At 72.5% G+C, this 19,231-nt stretch carries 14 protein-coding genes; 5 read left to right on the top strand and 9 right to left on the bottom strand.

Annotated features, from left to right (window positions below; all coding sequences use genetic code 11):
• Window positions 1-25 precede the first annotated feature (25 nt).
• Both ABZ128_RS25555 and ABZ128_RS25560 read left to right on the top strand, forming a co-directional pair.
• Window positions 26-565: a WcaF family extracellular polysaccharide biosynthesis acetyltransferase gene (locus ABZ128_RS25555; RefSeq protein ID WP_356851145.1), complete on the top strand. Its 540-nt coding sequence runs from the start codon at window positions 26-28 to the stop codon at window positions 563-565.
• Window positions 562-1,677, top strand: a complete 1,116-nt coding sequence (locus ABZ128_RS25560; protein ID WP_356851146.1) for a glycosyltransferase — start codon at window positions 562-564, stop codon at window positions 1,675-1,677. The genes ABZ128_RS25555 and ABZ128_RS25560 overlap by 4 nt, the downstream gene beginning before the upstream one ends.
• Window positions 1,678-1,681: 4 nt before the next feature.
• Here the strand turns inward: ABZ128_RS25560 and ABZ128_RS25565 are convergent, their stop codons facing one another.
• The 4 genes from ABZ128_RS25565 to gmd all read right to left on the bottom strand — a co-directional run bounded on the left by ABZ128_RS25565 (window position 1,682) and on the right by gmd (window position 6,816).
• Complete coding sequence (locus tag ABZ128_RS25565; RefSeq protein WP_356851147.1) at window positions 1,682-1,894, bottom strand: hypothetical protein; 213 nt, start codon at window positions 1,892-1,894, stop codon at window positions 1,682-1,684.
• A gap of 126 nt (window positions 1,895-2,020) precedes the next feature.
• Entirely contained in the window at window positions 2,021-2,698 is a 678-nt protein-coding gene (locus ABZ128_RS25570) for a hypothetical protein (RefSeq protein ID WP_356851148.1), read from the bottom strand.
• Window positions 2,699-2,779: 81 nt separating this feature from the next.
• A complete protein-coding gene (locus ABZ128_RS25575) occupies window positions 2,780-5,557 on the bottom strand; it encodes a LamG-like jellyroll fold domain-containing protein (RefSeq protein ID WP_356851149.1) in 2,778 nt (925 codons plus the stop codon).
• Between the two features lie 245 nt (window positions 5,558-5,802).
• The gene (gene gmd / locus ABZ128_RS25580) at window positions 5,803-6,816 is read right to left on the bottom strand and encodes a GDP-mannose 4,6-dehydratase (RefSeq protein ID WP_356851150.1); all 1,014 of its coding nucleotides are present in this window, start codon (window positions 6,814-6,816) and stop codon (window positions 5,803-5,805) included.
• Window positions 6,817-7,115: 299 nt separating this feature from the next.
• Here gmd and ABZ128_RS25585 point away from each other — a divergent pair, with 299 nt between their 5' ends.
• On the top strand, window positions 7,116-8,060 hold the full coding sequence (locus tag ABZ128_RS25585) for a GDP-L-fucose synthase (protein WP_356851151.1): 945 nt from the start codon (window positions 7,116-7,118) through the stop codon (window positions 8,058-8,060).
• Between the two features lie 26 nt (window positions 8,061-8,086).
• Here the strand turns inward: ABZ128_RS25585 and ABZ128_RS25590 are convergent, their stop codons facing one another.
• Both ABZ128_RS25590 and ABZ128_RS25595 read right to left on the bottom strand, forming a co-directional pair.
• Window positions 8,087-9,574, bottom strand: a complete 1,488-nt coding sequence (locus tag ABZ128_RS25590; protein WP_356851152.1) for a sugar transferase — start codon at window positions 9,572-9,574, stop codon at window positions 8,087-8,089.
• A gap of 139 nt (window positions 9,575-9,713) precedes the next feature.
• Window positions 9,714-9,887 (bottom strand): hypothetical protein, encoded by a 174-nt coding sequence (locus ABZ128_RS25595; protein ID WP_356851153.1) that lies wholly within the window; start codon window positions 9,885-9,887, stop codon window positions 9,714-9,716.
• Window positions 9,888-9,955: 68 nt separating this feature from the next.
• Between ABZ128_RS25595 and ABZ128_RS25600 the strand changes: the two genes are divergently transcribed.
• Entirely contained in the window at window positions 9,956-12,223 is a 2,268-nt protein-coding gene (locus tag ABZ128_RS25600; RefSeq protein WP_356851154.1) for a M4 family metallopeptidase, read from the top strand.
• Window positions 12,224-12,314: 91 nt separating this feature from the next.
• Here the strand turns inward: ABZ128_RS25600 and ABZ128_RS25605 are convergent, their stop codons facing one another.
• Both ABZ128_RS25605 and ABZ128_RS25610 read right to left on the bottom strand, forming a co-directional pair.
• Entirely contained in the window at window positions 12,315-13,478 is a 1,164-nt protein-coding gene (locus tag ABZ128_RS25605; RefSeq protein ID WP_356851155.1) for a hypothetical protein, read from the bottom strand.
• A 162-nt stretch (window positions 13,479-13,640) separates the two neighbouring features.
• Entirely contained in the window at window positions 13,641-15,182 is a 1,542-nt protein-coding gene (locus tag ABZ128_RS25610) for an MFS transporter (protein ID WP_356851156.1), read from the bottom strand.
• Between the two features lie 148 nt (window positions 15,183-15,330).
• On the opposite strand from ABZ128_RS25610, the gene ABZ128_RS25615 reads away from it, so the two are divergent.
• Window positions 15,331-16,377 carry an AsnC family transcriptional regulator gene (locus tag ABZ128_RS25615; RefSeq protein WP_356851157.1) on the top strand — a complete coding sequence of 349 codons (1,047 nt, stop codon included), beginning with the start codon at window positions 15,331-15,333 and terminating at the stop codon, window positions 16,375-16,377.
• 6 nt (window positions 16,378-16,383) lie between these two features.
• On the opposite strand, the gene glgP is transcribed toward ABZ128_RS25615, so the two are convergent.
• Entirely contained in the window at window positions 16,384-19,020 is a 2,637-nt protein-coding gene (gene glgP / locus ABZ128_RS25620) for an alpha-glucan family phosphorylase (protein WP_356851158.1), read from the bottom strand.
• Window positions 19,021-19,231: the final 211 nt, after the last annotated feature.

The following is a 19,231-nucleotide window of genomic DNA, read 5'->3' on the forward strand; positions in this document are numbered from 1 at the left end:
TCCGGGGTGGAAACGAGGGGCGACAGTGCGTGATCTTCCTGCCTTCACGCTGTCCGGCTACGACAAGGGGCGCGGGCTGCTGACGCAGGCGCTCTGGTTCGCCGTGATGAACACGGTGTTCATGGCGTGGTTCTGTCCGGCGCGGCTGCGGGTGGCCCTGCTGAGGGCGTTCGGCGCGCGGATCGGCGAGGGCGTGCTGATCCGGCACCGGGTGCGGGTGCTGTGGCCGTGGAAACTGACGGTCGGGGACCACACCTGGATCGGCGAGGGCGCCTGGCTGCTGAACCTGGAGCCGGTGACCATCGGGGCGAACGTGTGCGTCTCCCAGGAGGCGATGCTCTGCACCGGCTCGCACGACCACCGGGCCGCCGACTTCCGCTACCGCAACGCGCCGATCGTCGTCGAGGACGGCGCGTGGGTGGCGGTACGGGCGACCGTGCTGGCCGGTGTGACCGTGGGCCGGTGCGCGGTGGCGGGCGCCGGAGCGGTGGTCCACCGGGACCTGCCCGCGCTGACCCTGCAGACGACGGACGGGCGGCGCCGCCCGGTCGAGGAGCCCAAGTGAGAGTCCTGCACGCCGTTACGCTGCACTCCCCCTCGCACGCCTTCGGCGGCCCGGTGCGGGTCGCGCTGAACCTGGCCAAGGGGCTGCGCGCACGCGGCCACGAGGCGGGCCTGGTGGCGCTGGGCGAGGGCTTCGCCGATCCCTGGCCTACCTCGGTCGAGGGGGTCCCGGCGCGGCTCTTCCCGGCGCGCAGGCTGCTGCCGCTGGGCTTCAGCGGGATGACCTCGCCGGCCCTGCTGGCCTCGGCGGGCCGGCTGGTGCGGGACGCGGACGTGGTCCATGTCCACCTGGCGCGGGACCTGGTGACGCTGCCGGTGGCGCTCGCAGCGCTGCGGGCCGGCAGGCCGCTGGCGCTGCAGACCCACGGGATGGTCGACCCGAGCGGGAAGCTGCTGGCCAAGGTGCTGGACGCGGTGGCCGTGCGCCGGGTGCTGCGCGGCGCCGACGCCGTGCTGTACCTGACCCCGTACGAACGCGAGGGCCTGGACGCGGTGGTCGGCCACCCGCTCGCCGGGGCGGTCCGGCTGGTGAACGGCACGCCCGCGCAGGAGGAGCGCCCCGCCCCGTCGGGGCCGCCGCGCATCCTGTACTCGGCGCGCCTGCAGGCCCGCAAGCGGCCGGTGGACTTCGTGGACGCGGCCCCGGCGGTCCTGGCGGCGCACCCGGACGCGGAGTTCGTGGTGGCCGGGCCGGACGAGGGGGAGCTGTCCGCGGTCCGGGCGCGCATCGCGGAGCTCGGCCTCGGTGCGCACTTCACCGTCCCGGGGGCGCTGTCCGCGGCGCAGGTGCTCGCGGAGCTGCGCCGGGCGCACGTCTACGTGCTGCCCTCGGTGGACGAGCCGTTCCCGATGTCGGTGCTGGAGGCCCTGGCGGTGGGCGTGCCGCCGGTGGTCACCCACTCCAACGGTCTGGCCAGGGACATCGCTTCGGCGGGCGCGGGCCGGGCCGTGGACCCCGGACCGGCGGGCGTGGCGGCGGCGGTCCTCGCGCTGCTGGACCCCGCGGCCAACGCCTCCGCCTCGCTGGCCGCCCGCAAGCTGGCCGGGCAGTCCTTCTCGATGGACGCGGTCCTGGACACGCTGCTCCCGGTCTACGAGGCGGCCCGCCGCTGAGGCGCTACAGCTCGCGGCGGGTCTCGTCCACCACCGGGAGGGCCGCCGCGCGGCGCCGCTTGAAGACGCTCGCGTAGACGGCGAGGCCGATGGCGCCGGCCGCCATCATGATCAGGCCGACGACGTCGAGGTTGACGCTCTCCATGTCCCAATCCGTCGCGAAGGTGAGGATGGCCCCCACCACGATCAGCGCGATGCAGCCGCCGATGCCTCCCATGTGATCCGCCTCCGCAGTCGTGGATGTCTGACCCCGCGGCTACCCGGGGAGGGCACATGAAAACGCCGCCCCCGGCCCGTGGTTCGGGCTCGGGGGCGGCGTCGTCGTACGGGGAGCGGTGGGCGCCTACGCGGGGATCCAGGCGTAGCAGCCGGTGGAGGTGAACTCGGCGGCGCCCGACGGGATCGTCGCCGTGATCTTGTCACCGGCCTTCGGCGGGGCTTCCGGGCCCGAGGCCAGGACGGAGCCGTCCTTGCCCTTGGCCTCCCAGGTGCAGGTCGTGCTCTGGGTCAGCGCGCGGTAGGAGCCGGCCGCCGGAGCGGGGCGGGTGCCGTCGCCGAAGCCCTTCTCCGCCGCCGCCAGGACCGGCTTCTGCTCCGGGCACAGGTAGGTGATCGCGTCCTTCGCACCCGGGATCTCGCCGGCGATGATCGCGCCGGTCGCCGCGTCCTTGTCGCGCTTGGCGGTGCGCTCCACCCGCTGGCAGGCCTCCTGGCCGCCCTGCAGGACGGCCGCCGGGTCCGTCTTCTCCGGGACGCGCCCGCTCAGGTACTGCTTCTCGTTGGGCTTGAAGCTGCCCGTCTTGGGAGTGAGCTTCGCGTCCGGGAGGACGGGACCCGTGGGCTTCGCGTCGGGCGAGACGGGCGGCGGCGCGGAGTCCGCGGGGTCGGGCGCCGACGACGAGGCCGGCGGCTTGGGCTTCGCCGCCGCGGCGTCGGCCTTTCCGTCGCCGCCCGAGCTGCAGGCGGTCAGGGTCAGAGCGGCGGCCAGCAGAACAGCAGCCGCTGCGGAGCGTCGGTACATCAGTGGAGCTCCCGTACTTGCCGGTTGGGACAGGCGTGCGGGGCCCGGCAAGAGCGCCGGGCCCCGCATGCCGTCAGGCGGTTACTTCGGGCCGAAGGTGAGGACGAGCTGCGGAGCGGCGTCCGCCGCCGTCGACTCCTTGGACCAGATCCACAGCGGGTCGGTGCCCGTGCTCGTCAGGGCCATGCTGTAGCTGCTGCCCAGCACCGCGGTGACCGCGGCGGTGTCGAGCGGGGTGCTCTGGATCGCCGAGCCGTCCGGGATCGCCCCGAACGTGCCGAGCGGGGTGGTACCGAGCGTCGGCTTGTTGTTGAAGGTCGTGCTCGTACCGCTCCACGTGCCGGTGACCGGGACCACGGACACGGTGTCGGCCGTACCGGCGCCCGTCTGGGTCGTGGTCTTGACCTGGAGCGTGGCGGACTTCAGGACCGTGCCGGCCGGCGCGGCCGGCACGTCGAAGCGCAGGTACGTCTCGTACGACGAGGTGCCGCGGACGGCGAGCGAGGTGGCCGCGCCGTTGGCCGTGCTTGGAGCGCCCTGGTTGATGTAGGTGTCCTCGGTCGCGGTGACCTTGGAGACCGTGTCGGCGACGGTCTTGGCCAGGTCGAAGTGGCTCTTGACCTGGGCCGCGGTGAGCACCTTCGGGTAGACGGCCGTCTCGTCGATCTGGCCGGCGAAGAAGTTGCTGGTCGGCCTGGTCGGCCAGCTGGCGAGGTTGTCGCCGCCGACGTGCCAGTAGCCCGCGTACTGCTGGGAGTCCGTGACGTTCAGCGTGCCCTTGTTCTGACCGTCCACGTACAGCGCCATGCCGGCCGGACCCTGGGTGCCGACGACGTGGTGCCACTTGTTGTCGTTGTACGTGTCGAACAGACCGGTGGAGACGGTGCGGGTCGAGCCGCTGTAGACGCCGAAGACCAGACGACCGGTGTTGGTCATGTAGATCTGCTTGTCGTACGACCCGCTGTTGCGCGTGGTGTTGTTGCCGAAGCCGATCAGCTTGCCGCCGCGCGTGGTGTTCGTCTTGAACCAGGTCTCGATGGTGTAGGTGCTGCCCACCGTCTGGCGGTGGTCGCTGTAGACCTGCTGGCTGGTGCCGTTGAAGCCCATGGCGGTGCTGGCTCCGGAGACCGCGCCGGGCGTCTGGCGCAGGGCCGGGGTGTTCACCTGGAGGCCGCTGGTGTTGCCCGAGACCGAGGAGTCGGCGACGTACGGGCTGACGCTGTCGTCGTAGCGCCAGTACAGGTTGGCGCCGTCCGCGCGGACCTGGTTCGGGTACGCCTGGACGGAGGCCGGGACCGTCACGGAGGCGGTGGCCGACAGGGCGCTGGTGTTGCCGGCGCCGTCGGTGGCCGTCACGCGGTAGGTGTAGGACTGGCCGGCCTTGGCCGTGGTGTCGGTCCAGGAGGCCTGCGGGCGCTCCCACTCGACGGAGTCCGCGACCACCGTGGCGATCGGGGTGGCCGAGCCGTTGCGGTAGATGCGGTACGTCAGCTTGCTGTCGTCCTGGTCGTAGCTGGTGCGCCAGCGGACCTGGACCTCGCCGGGCTTGACGCTCGCGGCGCTGGCCACCGGGGTGGTCGGGGCGCCGACGTCGCCGGTGGAGGCGAAGCGCGTCAGACCCTGCTGGGCCTTGCCGTTGATGAGGGTGAACTCACCGCCGACCCACATGTACTTGACGTCGCTCTTCTCCGCGATGGCCATGACGCGCGGGCCGATGCCCTCGCCGATGCCGTCGTTCGCGGTGGGGTGCCAGCCGAGCTTGCGCGGGCTCGCCACGAAGCCGTCCACCGGCGCGGGGGCGGCGCCTTCGTAGTTCGTCGGCTGGGCCAGCAGGAAGTTGCGCTTGCCGTCGGGCCACTCGCCGTTGAGGCTGCAGTCGTGCGCGTGCGAGGAGCTGTAGAGCACGCCCTGGTAGGGCAGGACCCACTGGGTCGCGCCGAGGCAGCGGTCGCGCCACTTCTCGCTGAAGTCGGACAGGCGCAGGCCGATGCGGCCGTCGAAGACGCCGCCGCCGGAGCCCTCGTTGCCCGTGTAGAAGCCGGTGTCGTCCGTCGCGATCGTCTTGACGACCGAGTTCGACGGGATGGTGCTGTACGTCTTGGCGACGGCGCCGGTGGTGGCGTTGACGACGGCCAGGGCGTGCGTGTTGGAGCCGTTGACCGAGAAGAAGTCGCCGCCGAGCAGCACGTTCTTGCCGTCGGGGGTGACCGCGACGGCGCGGCCGGGCTCGTCCGCGTTGGCGGTGAAGGGCTTGACCTCACCGGAGGTGGCGTCGACCGCGGCGAACCGCTCGCGGGTCTGGCCCTCCACGGTGCCGAAGTCGCCGCCCGTGTACAGCGTGTCGTCGGTGACGGCGAGCGCGCGCACGGTGGCGGGGAAGGCCGGGTGGAAGGAGGCCTTGGGGGTGCAGGTCTCGATGTCGATCGCGGCGAGGCTGGAGACCGGCGTGCCGTTGACGGCGCCGAAGTAACCGCCCGCGTAGAGGGTCTTCTTGTCCTTCGAGACGGTCAGCGCCCGCACGGTCGCGGTGCCGTCGCCGACGGTGAAGGCGAGCTTGCACGAGGTGGGGTTGCCCGTCGCGGCGTCGAGGGCGACGAAGTTCACGGCTTCCTGCTCGGCGCCGGCGCCGCCCTCCGGCGGACGGACCGCCGAGAAGGTGCCCCCCGCGAACACGGTGCCGTTCGCCTCGGCCATCGCGAAGACGATGCCGTTGGGCTGCCAGGTCGGCAGTTCGTCGGCGGTGAACGCCACCGGCGCGGTGATGGCGGACGCTTCCGGCATCAGCACCAGCCCTATGCCGGTGCCGGCACCCGCCAGTGACAGGACGAGGGCAGCAGTCAGCCCTCTGGATCTACGCATGAGCCCCCCAGGGCAATCGCCCGGTTTGATGGCTGGAACTATCCGAACAGCCATATGTACTGGCGCAGACTAGGGCTCGCGTGAAGGCCCGGTCACCTCACTTGACCCATTGCATACCAACTTGGAATCAATGGGTCCGCCGCGGAGGGCGCACAACGGACATACGGCAGGTTTGCCCCGGTCATACCCGCGGTTACCCGTGGGAATGACCGTGACACGGCAAATCGTAGGGGAAATATAAGGCCTCAGCGGTCGATACGGACCGTCACGCCCGCCAGTTGGTCCTCGACCTGGCGGATATCGGCGTCCACCATGATCCGCGCCAGTTCGGCCACGAGAACGGTCGGCTTCCAGCCAAGCAGCTCCTGGGCCTTGGAGGCGTCGCCGATGAGGGCGTCGACCTCGCTGGGGCGCTCGTACTTCGGGTCGTAGCGCACGTGGTCGGCCCAGTCCAGGCCCGCGTGTGCGAAGGAGGACTCGACGAACTCGCGCACGGTGGCGGCCACCCCGGTGGCGACCACGTAGTCGGTCGGCTCGTCCTGCTGCAGCATCCGCCACATGGCGTCCACGTACTCGGGGGCGTAGCCCCAGTCGCGGACCGCGTCGAGGTTGCCGAGGTAGAGGTGCTCCTGCAGACCGGCCTTGATCCGGGCGACCGCCCTGGTGATCTTGCGGGTCACGAAGGTCTCGCCGCGGCGGGGCGACTCGTGGTTGAAGAGGATCCCGTTGACGGCGAACATGTCGTACGCCTCGCGGTAGTTCACCGTGGTCCAGTACGCGAAGACCTTGGCGGCGCCGTACGGGCTGCGCGGGTGGAACGGGGTCTTCTCGTTCTGCGGGGGCGGGGTGGCACCGAACATCTCGGAGGACGAGGCCTGGTAGATCCGCGTGTCCACACCGCTGGCCCGGATGGCCTCCAGCAGCCGCAGCGCGCCGAGGCCGGTCACGTCGCCGGTGTAGAGGGGGGCGTCGAAGGACACCCGCACGTGCGACTGGGCGCCCAGGTTGTAGACCTCGTCGGGCCGTATCTCACGCAGCAGGTTCACCAGGGCGACACCGTCGGACAGGTCCGCGTGGTGCAGCACGAAGGAGCGGTTCGCGGTGTGCGGGTCCTGGTAGATGTGGTCGATCCGCTCCGTGTTGAAGCTGGAGGACCGCCGCACGAGCCCGTGCACCGTGTAGCCCTTGGACAGCAGCAGCTCGGAAAGGTAGGAGCCGTCCTGCCCGGTGACGCCGGTGATCAGTGCGGTCTTGCCCATGGGGTCCCCCTGGTTGTCGTTGCGCTCTGTTGTGGTGGGCGGGGATCCCCCCACCCGTTCCCCCGGGTCCTGCCCCCGGGCGGTGGTCCGGGTTCGCCCGCCCGGCCGGCCTGCGGCACCGGGATCCCGGACCCGGCGGGGGCCGCCTCGGCAGGCTCCGCCAGGGGCCCCGCAGGGGCCGGATGGGTACCGTACACGGCCGAACCGGAACCACTCTCGCCGAGTTCCGGCCCGCGGCGGGCGGGCGGGGCGTCCACCTCCCCCGAAGCCCGCGGGAGCGGGCTGGCATCATCGGCGGTATGACAAGTTCGCTGCCGCTGCTGCCCCCGAACGCCCGCGTCTTCGTTGCGGGCCACCGCGGCCTCGTCGGGTCCGCGGTCGCCCGCCGGCTCACCGCCGACGGCCACCAGGTGCTCACCCGGGGCCGCGCCGACCTCGACCTGCGCGATGCCGCCGCGACCGGGGCGTACCTCAAGGAGGTCCGCCCCGACGCCGTCGTGCTCGCCGCGGCCAAGGTCGGCGGGATCATGGCCAACAGCACCTACCCGGTGCAGTTCCTTGAGGACAACCTCAAGATCCAGCTCAGCGTCATCGGCGGGGCGCACGCAGCCGGCGTCGGCCGTCTGCTGTTCCTCGGATCCTCCTGCATCTACCCGAAGCTCGCTCCCCAGCCCATCAGCGAGGACGCCCTGCTGACCGGCCCCCTGGAGCCGACCAACGAGGCGTACGCCCTGGCGAAGATCGCCGGCATCGTGCAGGTCCAGTCGTACCGCAAGCAGTACGGAGCCTCGTACATCTCCGCGATGCCGACGAACCTCTACGGCCCCGGCGACAACTTCGACCTGCAGAGCTCGCACGTCCTGCCCGCCCTGATCCGGCGCTTCCACGAGGCCGCCGCCGAAGGCCGCGAAGAGGTCACCCTGTGGGGCAGCGGCACGCCCCGCCGGGAGTTCCTGCACGTGGACGACCTGGCCGCCGCGTGCGCCGTCCTCCTGCGCTCCTACGACGGCGACGAGCCCGTGAACATCGGCTGCGGCGAGGACCTCACCATCAAGGCCCTCGCCGAGACCGTCGCCGAGGTGACCGGCTTCCGCGGCCGGATCGCCTGGGACACGTCGAAGCCGGACGGCACCCCGCGCAAGCTGCTCGACGTCGGCCGCCTGACCTCGCTCGGCTGGAAGCCGGAGATCGCCTTGCGGGACGGCATCGCCGCCACCTACCGGTGGTGGCGCGAGCAGAGCTGATCGCACGGAGAGCGGCCCCTCGCCCCTCAGTAGGCTCCGCGACCGTCGACGACGGCGCGGAGCGTACGGCCCATGACGTCGACATCGCTGGTGAAGGACCAGTTGTCGACGTACTGGAGGTCGAGCTGGATGGTCTCGTCCCAGGACAGGTCGGAGCGCCCGCTGATCTGCCACAGCCCCGTCATCCCCGGCCGTACGGTGAGCCTGCGCAGCTCGACCTCGTCGTACTGCGCCACCTCCTCCGGCAGCGGCGGGCGCGGTCCGACCAGGGACATGTGGCCGCCCAGGACGTTGATGAGCTGCGGGAGTTCGTCGAGCGAGGTGCGGCGCAGCAGCCGGCCGACCCGGGTCACCCGGGGGTCCCGGCGGATCTTGAACATCAGGCCGTCGTTCTCGTTGGCCCCGGACAGCTCGTTCTTGAGCCGGTCCGCGTCCACGACCATCGTCCGGAACTTCCACATCACGAACGGGATCCCGTCGCGCCCGATGCGCCGCTGGCGGTAGAACGCCGGGCCCTTCGAGCCGAGGCGTATCGCCACGATGATGCCGAGGAAGAGCGGCGAGAGCAGCAGCAGCCCGAGCGCGGCCCCGGCGCGGTCGAGCACCGCCTTGAGGAAGGTCTGGACGCCCCGGCCCACCGGCGGCGCCACCCGCAGCACGGCGAGCCCGCCCGCGGACAGGGTCTCCAGCCGCTTGACGGACACCTCCACCAGCCCGGGGAAGACGGCCAGTTCCAGCCCGGCGTCGTGCAGGGCCCAGGCCACCCGGCGCAGCCGCTCGCCGGCGATGCGCGCCCCGGGGGCCACGAGGACGAGGTCGGCGTGGTGACTGCGGACCGCGCCGAGCACCGCGGCGGAGTCGCCGTTCGGGGCCTCGGGCGCGGCCGCGTCGAGCCGGGCGGCCACCGGCACCCCGCTGTCGAGGGGGCCGGTCCCGACCGGGACCACTCCGACCACGACGTACGGGTGGTCGGTGCGCGCGGCGAGGTGGGCGATGACGGAGTCGGCGGCCCCCGGCTCGCCGACCACCAGGACGCGGCTGACGGCCTGCGCCTCGCGCCGGGCGGCGGAGAGGTGGCGGTAGGTCAGTTTGTGACAGGCCACGGTGATGAGCAGAGCGGGCAGCAGGGCCCCGAGGGCGGCCAGCCGCGGGGTGTTCTCACCGGTCACCACGCGGGCGACGGCCAGGACACCGATGAGAATCAGCCAGTCGTGGACGACGGGCAGCACTCCGCGCGATTCGCCGAGCACCCGGGCCGCGTAGCGGCGGCGCAGCGCCTGCACCCCGGTCCAGGCGAGCGCCGCGCCGAGGGCGCAGTACACCGGCCGGACCTGCTGCGCGGCCTGGAAGACGAGTCCCACGGGCACGGCGGCGCCGAGGAAGTCCGCGGTCAGGGCGGCGGGCAGGTACCAGCGCGCCTTGTCGCCGAGCCGCCTCACCGGCGCGGCGGCGGACCGCACGGATTCAGCGGCCGCCGCGGCCACTCTTTGCGCAGGAAAATGGACATGCCTCATGGGCCCCCCTGGCACGTGGTCTATGACAGTGGCGCGTGCCCGTGGCTTCCCCAGGCGACGGACATCTGGCGCACCGGGAAACAGTACGACAAACACCCGTTCGCCAGGTGCCGATTGCGCGAACGAGAGCTCTTGTTGCTCAAGCGTTAGCAACCGGTACCAACCGTTCCAGATGGCGGGCCGCTTTTTCGCACACGAAGGTGAATGGTTCGGATACCGGATACGTCTCCTCGGTCAACGAACCGTTTCCAGCCAACCTTTTGACGCGCTCCTGACATTGCATCCAGTAGCTGGCACTCTTCGATCCGTTCATCGCACCAGCCTGCTCTGCCCGGAGGCCCACCCAGCCGTCCGGAACCCCCCTTGCAGAAGGAGTCTGCGTTGAGTCCCACCCCCCACAGGCGTGCCACCGCGGCCGGCGCGCTCGTTGCCGCCGCAGCGCTGCTCGCCGTCGGCATACAGGCCGGCACTGCATCCGCCGACGCCACCGCGTCGCAGGCCCGCACCGCCGCCCAGCCCAACCCGGGCGCGGCAGCCGTCAAGCTGAGCCCCTCCGAGCGTGCGACGCTCATCGCCGACGCCAACTCGACCACCGTCCAGGCGGCCAAGGCCCTCGGCCTCGGCGAGCAGGAGAAGCTGGTCGTCCGTGACGTCGTCAAGGACGCCGACGGCACCACGCACACCACGTACGAGCGCACCTACGGCGGACTCCCCGTGCTCGGCGGTGACCTGACGGTCCACGCCAAGGGCGGCGTCACCAAGAGCATCACCAAGGCCACCAACCACGAGATCAAGGTCGCCGACACCACGGCCTCGGTCACCCCGGCCGCGGCCGAGGGCCAGGCCGTCTCCGCGGCGAACTCCGCGGGCTCCAAGGAGGCCAAGCCCTCCAAGAGCGCCCGCAAGGTGATCTGGGCGGCCGAGGGCGCGCCCGTCCTCGCCTACGAGACCGTCGTCGGCGGCCTCCAGGACGACGGCACCCCGAGCGAGCTGCACGTGATCACCGACGCCAAGACCGGCGCGAAGATCACCGAGTGGCAGGCCATCGAGACCGGCACCGGCAACACCATGTACAGCGGCCAGGTCACGATGGGCACCTCGCAGTCGGGCAGCAGCTACACGCTGACCGACGCCGGGCGCGGCAACCACAAGACCTACAACCTCAACGGCGGCAGCTCCGGCACCGGCACGCTCTTCACCAACACCACGGACGTCTGGGGCAACGGCGCGGCCTCCAACAAGGAGACCGCCGGCGCGGACGCCCACTACGGCGCCCAGGTGACCTGGGACTACTACAAGAACGTGCACGGCCGCAACGGCCTGCGCAACGACGGCGTGGCCCCGTACAGCCGGGTCCACTACGGCAACGCGTACGTCAACGCGTTCTGGGACGACTCCTGCTTCTGCATGACGTACGGCGACGGTATGAGCAACACGCACCCGCTGACGTCCATCGACGTGGCCGCCCACGAGATGACCCACGGCCTGACCTCGGTCACCGGCAACATGACCTACAGCGGTGAGCCCGGCGGCCTGAACGAGGCGACCTCCGACATCATGGCGGCGGCCGTCGAGTTCTACGCCAACAACCCGCAGGACGTCGGCGACTACCTCGTCGGCGAGAAGATCGACATCAACGGCGACGGCACCCCGCTGCGCTACATGGACAAGCCGAGCAAGGACGGCGGGTCGAAGGACTCGTGGTACTCCGGCATCGGCGGGGTCGACGTCCACTACTCCTCGGGCCCGGCCAACCACTGGTTCTACCTGGCCTCCGAGGGCTCCGGCGCCAAGGTCATCAACGGCGTGAGCTACAACTCGCCGACCTCCGACGGCCTGCCGGTCACCGGCATCGGCCGTGACGCCGCCGCGAAGATCTGGTTCCGCGCGCTGACGGTGGGCTACTTCAAGTCGAACACCAACTACGCCGCGGCCCGTACGGCCACCCTCCAGGCCGCCGCCGACCTGTACGGCGCCGGCTCGGCCACGTACAACAACGCGGCCAACGCCTGGGCGGCCATCGCCGTCGGCCCGCGCATCAACAACGGTGTCACGGTCACCCAGATCGCCAACCAGACCACCAAGGTCAACACCGCCGTCAGCCTCCAGGTCCAGGCCACCAGCACCAACCCGGGCGCCCTGAGCTACTCGGCCAGCGGCCTGCCGGCCGGCCTGTCCATCAACGCCTCGACAGGTCTGATCTCGGGCACGCCGACCACCACGGGCACGTCCAACGTGACCGTGACGGTGACCGACTCCGCCGGCAAGTCCGGCACGACGTCCTTCACCTGGACCATCAGCACCAGCGATCAGAACGTGTTCGAGAACACGACGGACTACCCGATCAACGACAACGCCACCGTCGAGTCCCCGCTCACCGTGGCCCGTTCGGGCAACGCCCCGAGCACCCTCAAGGTGGACGTGAACATCGTCCACACCTACGTCGGTGACCTCCGGGTCGACCTGGTCGCCCCCGACGGCACCGTCTACAACCTGCGCAACCGCTCCGGCGGCAGCGCGGACAACATCGTCCAGAGCTTCACGGTGAACGCCTCCTCCGAGGTGGCGCAGGGCACCTGGAAGCTGCGGGTGGCGGACCTCGCCAGCCTGGACACCGGCTACATCAACAGCTGGAAGCTCACCTTCTGATCCCCTGAAGGCCGGCCCGTCGGCCGGCCACCCCTGAAAAGCGCGGGGCCGTCCGGGAGAGACCCTCCCGGACGGCCCTGTTCCATTGCGATCAGACGGCGCGGAAGATGCGGTCGAAGAGGTCCGGCTCCTCGTCCTGCTGCTGCCGGCCCTCGTCCTGGCCCTGCTCCTCGTGACGGGCCTCGTCCTGGCCCTGCTCCTCGTCACGGGCCTCGTCCTGGCCCTGCTCCTCGCCCTGCTCCTCGTGACGGGCCTGGTCCTGGCGGTGCTCCTCGGGGCGGCCCTGCTCCTCGCCCTGCTCCTCGTGACGGGCCTGCTCCTCGCCCTGGTCCTCAGGGCGACCCTGCTCCTCGTCCTGGCCCTGCTCCTCGCCCTGGCCCTGCTCCTCGCCGCGCTGCTCGTCCTGGCCCTGCTCCTCGCCCTGGCCCTGCTCCTCGCCGCGCTGCTCGTCCTGGCCCTGCTCCTCGCCCAGGCCCTGCTCCTCGCCGCGCTGCTCGTCCTGGCCCTGCTCCTCGCCCAGGTCCTCGGGGCGGCCCTCCTCCTGGCCCTCCTCCTCGCCCTGGCCCTGGTCCTGGCCCTGCTCCTCGTCTTGGCCCTGCTCCTCGTCGCGCTGGTCCTCCGGACGGCCCTGGTCCTCGCCCGGACCCTGCTCCTCGTCGCGCTGCTCGTCACGGCCCTGCTGCCGGCCGTGGTCCTCGTCGCGCTGGTCCTCCGGACGGCCCTGGTCCTCGCCGCCCTGGTCCTCCTCGCCCAGGTCAGGCGCCGGCAGGATGGAAGGCTGGTCGTCGTCCCCGGCCGGGCGGCTGACCGCCTGGTCGAGGCGGGAGTCGCGGCGGCTCCGGTCCGCGCCGCTGGAGCCCTCGTCGAAGTCGTCACGCCGGCCGTGGTGCCCGTCCTTGTCGGCCGGCTGGAAGAACGCCGAGCGCACGTCCACGTTGTGCACCACGTCCCCCGGCTCAAGAACCCGCTGGGGGCGGCCGTTGCAGCCGCGCTCCGGGAAGAGCAGGGCCAGCGACTCCGTTTCGTTGGCCACCGCGGTGGCGGGGTGGCTGCGCGAGGTTCCCGTCAGCTCGTAGCAGGTGTCGTTGTCAGCGGGGCGGATCTGATGGCGCTCGTTGCCGTCCTCGTCGACGATGTAGTCAAGCCGTCCGAGGGGGCGGCGGTCGTCGTGGTCGTCGGCCAGCGAGGGGCCGGCCGTGGGGAGGACGAGGGCGAGGGCTCCGAGCAGCGCGGCGGCCGTGGGGCGAAGACGCATGAGGTAAAAATCCGTTCTGTGGGCGTAAATGCCGGTCCGGTGGCATCCAGCGGGCAGCGTAGGAGCGAGCCGTGATGCTGAAACGGTTCGGCATGCGCGCGTGTTCGGAGGTTCACTCGCCCGGAGCGCCCGGCTGAGCCCATACGGCAGCGGTGCGCGGGGTCAGGCGGAGGCGCGTTCGCCGGACGGGACCCCGTCCCGCGCCCCCGTCGCCGTACCCGGTACGGGCGCGGGGCCGGCCGGGGCCGCCGGCCCGGCCGAGCGGACCAGCAGGACCACGAGCGCCGCGCCGGCCAGGCCCATCACGCCCGAAGCCCAGAACGCCTCCCGAAGCCCGCTCGCGAACGCCGCCTCCACCCAGTCGCGCGCGGCGGGAGCGGCCGCCAGCAGTTCCCCGGCCCGGCCGGAGGCCAGCGCCCGCACGGTCCCGCCCGCCTGGCCGGAGCCGCGCAGCCCGTCCGCCAGCCCCGAGTGGAACACGGCACCGATCACCGCGATGCCGAGGGCCATGCCCAGCTGCCGCGCCGTGTTCAGGGCTCCCCCGGCCATCCCTGCGCGGGCCGGGGCCACGGCGCCCATCGCGGCGGCCGCCAGCGCCGGGGTCGCCATACCGACCCCCGCACCGGTCACCACCAGTCCCGGCACCAGGACCGCCCAGCCGTCCCCCGCCTCCAGCATCCAGCCCTGGAGCAGCGCGCCCACGCCGATCAGCAGCAGCCCGCCGCCGACGGTCAGCCGCGCCGGGGCACCGTGCAGCATCCGTCCGGCCACGGCGGAGACGGCGAACGCGGCCAGGCTCAGCGGCACCAGCACCAGCCCCGCGGCCACCGGCCCCATCCCCTCGGCGGACTGGAGCCAGAGGGAGACGTACATCAGGTACGAGAAGGCGGCGCCGGACAGCAGCAGGGCGCCGGCCATGACCCCGACGAAGGTGCGGCTGCGGAACAGCGCGAGGTCCAGCATCGGATGGGCGCTGCGCAGTTCGACGAGGACGAAGGCGGCGAAGGCGGCCGCGCCGAGGCCGAAGAGGGCGAGGGTGGCGGGCGCGGTCCAGCCGTGCTCGCCGACGCGTATCAGGCCGTACGTGAGGGCGGCGGCCCCGGCCGTGAAGGCGGCCGTGCCCGGCAGGTCCAGGCCGCGCGCGTGCGGGTTGCGGGACTCGGCGACCGCCTTGGCGGTGACGTACACGGCGAGGGCGCAGACCGGCAGGTTGATGAAGAAGATCCAGCGCCAGCCGAAGTGTTCGGTGAGCAGTCCCCCGATGATCGGACCGGCCGCGGCGGCGGCGCCGTTGACCGCGCCCCAGACACCGAAGGCGATCCCGCGGTCGCGGCCCTGGTAGGCGCTGCTGAGCAGGGCCATGGTGGTGGCGAACATCGCGGCGCCGCCGAGGCCCTGGACGGCGCGGAAGGCGATCAGCTGGGCCGGGCCTGCGGCCAGGCCGCAGGCCAGCGAGGCCGCCGCGAAGAGGGTCAGACCGCCGAGGTAGACGCGGCGGCGGCCGATCCGGTCGGCGAACGAGCCCGCGCCGAGCAGCAGGGCGGCCAGGGCCAGGGCGTAGACGTCCATGACCCACTGGAGTCCGGCGAAACCGGTGTGCATGTCGGCGGCCATGTCGGGCAGGGCGACGGTCACGATCGTGACGTCGACCAGGAGCATGAAGGCCCCGAGGCACACGGCCGTGAGGGGCAGCCATTTACGCATGGAGTTCTCCTGTGTCGGGGGCGTTGGGGTGGGGTGCGGCGCGGTGCGGCGCGGTGGCTCACGCTCTCAGCCGGGCACCCGATCTCCGCACCCGCTGGGCCGCTCCTGCCGGATTCCCCGCATCGGGGCGCCTGCCATGATGGAAACCATGACCTTGACCGCGACCGCGTACACCGAGCCGCCGGGAGCGCTGGACGCCCTCGACCAGGCACTGGTCCAGGCCCTGATGCTCGACGGCCGGGCCCCTTTCAGCCGGATCGCCGAGGTATTGGAGGTCTCCGACCAGACGGTGGTGCGCCGCTACCGCCGGATGCACGGCTCGGGCCTGGTCCGGGTGGTGGGCCTGCCGCTGGGCCGCCGCGTCGGGCTGTTCGAGTCCTGGCTGCGGGTGCAGTGCGCCCCTGACGCCGCTCTGGCGGTGGCCGAGGCGCTGGCCCGGCGGCCGGACATCTCCTGGGTCAAGCTCGCCTCCGGCGGCACCGAGATCAACTGTCTGACCAAGGCGAGGACCAGTCAGGACCGCGATGTGCTGCTGCTGGACAAGCTCCCGCGCACCCGGCGGGTGACCGGGGTCAGCGCGCAGACCATCCTGCGGGTGTTCATGGGCGGCCCGGCGCGGTGGTGCGGTCTCGACGTGCTGCGGCCGGAGCAGGTCGCGGCGCTGGAGCGGCCCGTCGCGGCGCGGGCGCAGGAGCGGTACACCCTGGACGAGGCCGAGCTCGCGCTGCTGTCGGTGCTCGGCAAGGACGGCCGGGCCGGGTATCCGGAGCTGGCGCGCGCCACGGGCCTGTCGGAGTCCACGGCCCGCCGCCGGGTCGAGCGGCTGCGGGAGCTCGGCGCGCTCTACCTCGACGTGGAGCTCGTACCCGCGGCCCTCGGCTTCGAGGCGGAGGCGACGCTGATGATGACCGCGGCGCCGGCCCGGCTGGCGGAGGTGGGCGCCGCGCTCGCGGGCCATCCGGAGGTGCCGTTCGCGGCCGCGGTGACGGGGACGGCCAATGTGATGGCGGTGGTGGTGTGCCGGGACACCGACGCGCTGTACACGTACCTGACGGAGCGGATCGGGGCGGTGCCCGGCATCCACCACGTGGAGGTGATCCCGACCCTGCGCAACGTCAAGCGGGCCGGGATGCTGGTGGAGGGCGGGCGGCTGGTGGATCCGCCGCCCGCCCCCGTCCGGTCCGCCAGGGGTTAGGGCCTGCTAGCGCAGCACCACGCCGCCGCCGGCGTCCGTGGCCACCGGGGCCGCGACCAGCCCCAGTTCGGCCGGGGTCGCCAGCAGCGGGTGCGCGGGCAGGATCCGTACGGTGTAGCCGAAGGGCCCCGTACGGTCGAGGGCGAGCGGGCCCTCGTACACCCAGCGGCCCTCCAGGTCCGGCCCGGCGGCCGGTTTGAGCGGGAAGCTCCTCCCGTCCCGGATCACGTCCTGCGGGTCCACCCGGCCCGCGACCGCCTGCACCTCCACGTCCTCGGGCGCGAGCGCGTCCAGCGCCACCCGCACCCGCAGCGTGAGCGTGGCCCCGAGCTCGGCGGTGCCGTTGACCGGGGCGTCGGCCAGCGCCTCCACGTGCTCGACACCGACGCGCGGCCAGGCCGCCCGGACCCGGCCCTTCCACCAGGCCAGGTCACGCGCCGCCTCCGGGGTCAGGGCCCGGTGGGCGTGGGCGGCCGGCACGTACAGCCGTTCCACGTACTCCCGCACCATCCGCCCCGCCAGCACCTTGGGGCCCAGGGAGACGAGGGTGCGCCGGACCATCTCGATCCACCGGACCGGGAGTGCCGCCCGCCCGGAGCGGTCGTAGAACCGGGGCGCGACCCGGTTCTCGATCAACTCGTAGAGGGCGGCGGCCTCCAGGTCGTCACGCCGTTCCTCGTCCGTCCCGAGGCCGTCGGCGGTCGGGATGGCCCAGCCGAAGTCCGGCTCGAACCATTCGTCCCACCAGCCGTCCAGCACGGACAGGTTGAGGCAGCCGTTCAGGGCGGCCTTCATCCCGCTGGTCCCGCACGCCTCCAGCGGCCGCAGCGGGTTGTTGAGCCAGACGTCGCAGCCCGGGTAGAGCTTCTGCGCCATCGCCATGCCGTAGTCGGGCAGGAAGACGATCCGGTGCCGCACCCGCGGGTCGTCCGCGAACCGCACCAGCTCCTGGACGAGCCGCTTGCCCCCGTCGTCGGCCGGGTGCGCCTTGCCCGCGACCACGATCTGCACGGGCCGGTCCGGGTCCAGCAGCAGCCGGCGCAGCCGCTCGGGGTCGCGCAGCATCAGGGTGAGCCGCTTGTAGGAGGGCACCCGCCGGGCGAACCCGATGGTGAGCACGTCGGGGTCGAGTACGCAGTCCACCCAGCCCAGTTCGGCGTCCGCGGCACCGCGCCGGCGCCAGGAGGCCCGCAGCCGGTCGCGCACCTCCTGCACCAGCTGCTCGCGCAGCACCCGCCGCAGGTCCCAGATGTCCTGGTCGGCGATGTCCGCGACGGCGTCCCAGCGCTGGGAGCCGCCGACGGACAGGGCGTCCTCGGTGCGTCCGGCGCCGATCTGGCGGGCGCCGAGCCGGACGACCTCGGGGGCCACCCAGGTCGGGGCGTGCACGCCGTTGGTCACGGAGGTGATGGGCACGTCGGCGGGGTCGAAGCCCGGCCACAGCCCGGCGAACATGCCCCGGCTGACGGCGCCGTGCAGGGTGGAGACCCCGTTGGCCCGCTGGGCGAGCCGCAGGCCCATCACCGCCATGTTGAACACCCCGGGGTCGCCGCCGGGGTAGGTCTCGGCGCCGAGTTCCAGGATCCGGTCGACGGGGACGCCCTCCAGCTCGGCACCGGTACCGAAGTGGCGGGCGACCAGGGCCCGGTCGAAGCGGTCGATGCCGGCGGGCACGGGGGTGTGCGTGGTGAACACGGTCCCGGCGCGCACCGCCTCGACGGCGGCCTCGAATCCGAGCCCCTGCTCCCCTTCCAGTTCCCTTATGCGTTCGAGTCCGAGGAACCCGGCGTGGCCCTCGTTGGTGTGGAACACCTCGGGGTCGGGATGGCCGGTGATCCGGCAGTACCGCCGCACCGCGCGCACGCCGCCGATGCCGAGCAGCATCTCCTGGAGCAGCCGGTGGTCGCTGCCGCCGCCGTAGAGCCGGTCGGTGACCTCCCGGGCGCCCGCGTCATTGTCCTCGACGTCGGAGTCGAGCAGCAGCAGCGGCACCCGGCCGACCCGGGCCTGCCAGATGTGCGCGTGCAGGACCCGGCCGCCGGGCAGGCTCAGGCAGACGCGGGCGGGAGCCCCGTCCTCGTCCCGCAGGAGGGACAGGGGGAGTTCGTTGGGATCGAGTACGGGATAGTGCTCCTGCTGCCAGCCGTCGCGGGAGAGGGACTGGCGGAAGTAGCCGTGGCGGTACAGCAGTCCCACTCCGATGAGCGGGACGCCGAGGTCGCTGGCGGCCTTGAGGTGGTCCCCGGCGAGGATGCCCAGGCCGCCGGAGTACTGGGGGAGGGCGGCGGTGATGCCGAACTCCGGGGAGAAGTAGGCGATCGCGGCGGGGAGATCGGCGGAGTCCTCATGGCTCTGGTACCACCTCCCGCCGTGGACGTAGTCGTCGAGGTCGGCCACCACGGCGGCGAGGCGGCGCAGGAACCGGCGGTCGCCGGCCAGCTCCTCCAGCCGGGAGGCGCTGACCCCGCCGAGGAGCCGGACGGGGTCTCCCCCTGCGGCCTGCCAGCCCTCGGGGTCGACGGATTGGAAGAGTTCGCGGGTCTCCGCATGCCAGGACCAGCGCAGGTTGCGCGCGAGGTCCGCCAGCGGCAGGAGGGGTTCCGGGAGGACAGGGCGTACGGTGAATCGACGGATAGCCTTCACGCGTTCCACCTTCGCAGGCAATTGCGGATAGGAGCGGCCACACCACGCTGTGCGCCGCGCATCACCCCCGGAAGGCTATCGGCGACCCCCTCCGCCCGGCCATGGCGCCTCGGCCGGCGCACGTCCGCAGCCGCCCCGGTGGCGCCCGCTGACGCGGCCCGGACACGCCGCCGCCCCGGCCGCCGCACGCAGGGCGTGGGCGGCCGGGGCG

Origin of the sequence: Streptomyces sp. NPDC006326, from assembly GCF_040612915.1 — a bacterium.
Lineage (GTDB): Bacteria > Actinomycetota > Actinomycetes > Streptomycetales > Streptomycetaceae > Streptomyces.

Bases quoted from the DNA above. Each gene is read 5' to 3' on its own strand.
- ABZ128_RS25575 (WP_356851149.1), bottom strand. From the start codon at position 5,557: ATGCGTAGATCCAGAGGGCTGACTGCTGCCCTCGTCCTGTCACTGGCG.
- ABZ128_RS25570 (WP_356851148.1), bottom strand. From the start codon at position 2,698: ATGTACCGACGCTCCGCAGCGGCTGCTGTTCTGCTGGCCGCCGCTCTG.
- ABZ128_RS25565 (WP_356851147.1), bottom strand. From the start codon at position 1,894: ATGGGAGGCATCGGCGGCTGCATCGCGCTGATCGTGGTGGGGGCCATC.
- ABZ128_RS25585 (WP_356851151.1), top strand. From the start codon at position 7,116: ATGACAAGTTCGCTGCCGCTGCTGCCCCCGAACGCCCGCGTCTTCGTT.
- ABZ128_RS25615 (WP_356851157.1), top strand. From the start codon at position 15,331: ATGACCTTGACCGCGACCGCGTACACCGAGCCGCCGGGAGCGCTGGAC.
- ABZ128_RS25590 (WP_356851152.1), bottom strand. From the start codon at position 9,574: ATGAGGCATGTCCATTTTCCTGCGCAAAGAGTGGCCGCGGCGGCCGCT.
- ABZ128_RS25595 (WP_356851153.1), bottom strand. From the start codon at position 9,887: ATGAACGGATCGAAGAGTGCCAGCTACTGGATGCAATGTCAGGAGCGC.
- gmd (WP_356851150.1), bottom strand. From the start codon at position 6,816: ATGGGCAAGACCGCACTGATCACCGGCGTCACCGGGCAGGACGGCTCC.
- ABZ128_RS25605 (WP_356851155.1), bottom strand. From the start codon at position 13,478: ATGCGTCTTCGCCCCACGGCCGCCGCGCTGCTCGGAGCCCTCGCCCTC.
- ABZ128_RS25610 (WP_356851156.1), bottom strand. From the start codon at position 15,182: ATGCGTAAATGGCTGCCCCTCACGGCCGTGTGCCTCGGGGCCTTCATG.